2 protein-coding genes are annotated in these 2,919 nt (G+C 75.7%); both read left to right on the top strand.

The features are described 5' to 3' along the window. The coding region (locus B9S58_RS03795) for a beta-ketoacyl reductase (protein WP_146063457.1) at positions 1-1,320 on the top strand (1,320 nt) is incomplete at its 5' end. A gap of 26 nt (positions 1,321-1,346) precedes the next feature. Continuing rightward, the coding region (locus B9S58_RS03790) for a polyketide synthase (RefSeq protein ID WP_146063456.1) at positions 1,347-2,919 on the top strand (1,573 nt) is incomplete at its 3' end.

Genomic DNA, 2,919 nt, shown 5'->3' with positions numbered 1-2,919 from the left:
GCCGCCGAGCTCGCCGCACTGGCGTCCGGCGCCCCGGAAGGCTCCTCCGGTGCCGACCCGGCCGACGCGGGGACCACCGTCGCCGCCTACCGGCAGGGCGTCCGCTACGTCCCGGAGACCGAGCCCGCCCGGCCCGGCCGCCCGTACTTCCTCCCGGACGAGGGCTACTGCCTGGTAACTGGAGGACTCGGAGCCGTCGGGCTGCGGCTGACCGAGCGTCTCGTCGCGCGAGGCGCCCGGCGCGTCGCCGTCGTCGGCCGGTCGGCCCTCGACGCCACCCGCGCGCAGGCTCTGCGGGAGCTGGCGGACAGCGGCGCCGAGGTCGAGTACCTGCCGTGCGATGTCTCCGACCCGGCGGCCCTCGCCGCCGTCGCGGACCGGCTCGGCCGGCGCTGGGGCCGGCTCGTCGGTGTGGTGCACGCCTCCGGCCGGGTCAACCCCTTCGGGGCGATGCACCGCCGCCCCTGGAGCGACGCCGAGAAGGTGCTCGCGCCCAAGGTGGCCGGCTCGCTGCACGTCGTCCGCCTGGCCAAGGAGCGGCGCGCCGACTTCGCCGTCCTCGTCTCCTCCATCGCCGGCACCCAGGCCCTGGCGGGCCGCGGACTGGTCGACTACAGCCTCGCCAACGCTTTCCAGCTGGCGCTCGCCGAGCGGGAGGACGACGAGTTCACCGCAGTCACCGCGCACGCCTGGCCGAACTGGACAGGCATTGGGATGAAGGCCGACGACACCTTCTCCGCCGCGTACTCGGTCGGCGCCGAGGAAGCGCTCGACGTGTTCATCGACCACCTGCGGTCGGGCGGCGCCGTCATCTTCCCCGGTACCGCGCCTGCCACGGCTGGGGAGCGGCCCGCGGCCACCGCCGCCCCGGTCATCCCGGCCGCGGTACCGGCCGCGGTACCGGCCGCGGCCGGGACGGAGGCGGCGGGAGCCCGGCGGGACACCACCGCCATGCGCGCCCGTGTCCGGGACGCCTTCCTCCACGTGCTGGGGGAGGACCCCGGTGACCGGCCCCTCCAGGGGCTCGGCCTGGACTCCCTGATGATCGCCGAACTGACCACCGCCCTCGAACGGGGCGGCGGCCTCACCGTCGACCCGTCCCTCCTCATGCGGGCCCGTACGGCCGACGACATCGCGGCCGAACTCGCTGCCCTCGCCGTACCCGCCGCCGGTCCTCCGGCGCCCGTAGCCCCGCCCGCGCCCGCACCCGCGGTGCACACCTCCGCGCCCGACCACGACGGGACCGCCGGCTCCGCCCTCAGCGCCCTGCTGCGCCCCCTGCTCGACCGCGACGGCGGACGCGGGGTGGTCCGGGCATGACCGGCGAGCGACACGAAAGGACAACTGTGAGCGAGCTAGACACCCGCATCGCCGTCATCGGCCTTGCGGTAAGGCTCCCCGGCGCCGAGGATGTGACCGACCTGACGGCCATGCTGGGCGGCGACGGCGTCGAGGTCGGCGAGGTCCCGCCGAGCCGATGGGCCCGCCACCTGTACCTCGGCGAGGCGCCGCACCGCGGCACCCACCACCGGGGCGCCTTCCTGGTCGACCCGTTCTCCTTCGACCACGAGGCCTTCGGCATGACCGCCGAGGACGCCGTCCTCCTCGACCCGCAGCAGCGGGTCATGCTGGAGGTCGGCGCCCGGGCCCTGGAGGACTCCGGCTACCTGGGCGCGCGCCGCAGGCTCGACGCGGGCGTGTTCATCGGCGCCCGGATGAACGCCTACGGCTTCGACCGGGGCCGCGGCACGGTCGCGCCCGGCGGCCTCCCGGACCCGGCGGCGCCCGCCCCAGCCGACGCCGCCGGGCCCGGCCCGGCCGCCCTGTGGGGCCGCTCGCAGAACTTCATGGCGGCCTGGCTGTCCGACCGCTTCGACCTCGCGGGCCCCAGCCTCGTCGTCGACACGGCCTGCTCCTCGTCGCTCTCGGCGGTCTGGCTCGCCTGCCAGAGCCTCGCATCCGGAAGCTGCGAGGTGGCCCTCGTCGGCGCGGTCGACCTGCTGATCGACCCGCTGACCTTCGTCCTCCTCTCCCGCACCGGGGCGCTCTCACCGGACGGGCTCTGCCACACCTTCGACAGCCGGGCCAACGGCTACGTCCCCGGCGAGGGGGCCGCCGCCCTGTTGCTGAAGCCGATGGCGGCGGCGCTGCGCGACGGGGACCTGGTCCTCGGCGCGATCAGCGGGGTCGCGGTCAACAACGACGGCCGCACCATGGGCGTCACCACGCCCAACCTGGAAGCCCAGATCGACCTGCTCGACAAGGTGTACCGAACCGTCGACCCGGCGACCGTGCAGTACGTCGAGGCGCACGGCACCGGCACCGCCATCGGCGACCCCATTGAGGTGCGGGCCCTCACCGAGGTCTTCGGGCGCCACGGCGTTCCGCGCAACTCGGTCGCGCTCGGCTCGGTCAAGCGGCGGATCGGCCACCTCCACTCGGCCTCCGGGCTCGCCGGACTCGCGAAGATCATCGTGTCGCTGCGCGAGGGCATCGTACCGGCCGTGGCCGTCGAGTCCCTGAACCCCCGCCTCAACCTGGCCGACAGCCCCTTCCACCTGCCCGAGACCGCCCGGCCCTGGCCCGACGCGCCGGTTCGCCGGGCTGCCGTGAGCGGCTTCGGCTTCGGCGGCACCAACGCGCACGTCGTGGCCGAGGCGGTCCCCGCCCCGGCCCGCCGGACCGGGACGGCTCCCGCCGGGGCCCGGCGGCCCGTCCACGTCCTGACGCTCTCCGCCGACACCGCCTACGGGCTGCGCGAACTGTGCGCTCAATGGGTCCAGTTCCTGCCGTCTCTCCAGGACCGACCAGAGGAGCTGGCGGACGTGTGCGTCACCGCCCGGCTCGCCCGCCCGCACCGCGCCGTGCGGCTGGCCGTCGTCGGCGAGGACGCGCGGGAGCTGACGGCCGCCCTGCGCG

This window comes from Streptomyces sp. SM11, assembly GCF_002910905.1.
In the GTDB taxonomy this organism is placed as follows: domain Bacteria; phylum Actinomycetota; class Actinomycetes; order Streptomycetales; family Streptomycetaceae; genus Streptomyces.
This window is presented reverse-complemented; position numbering and strand designations above follow the sequence as displayed.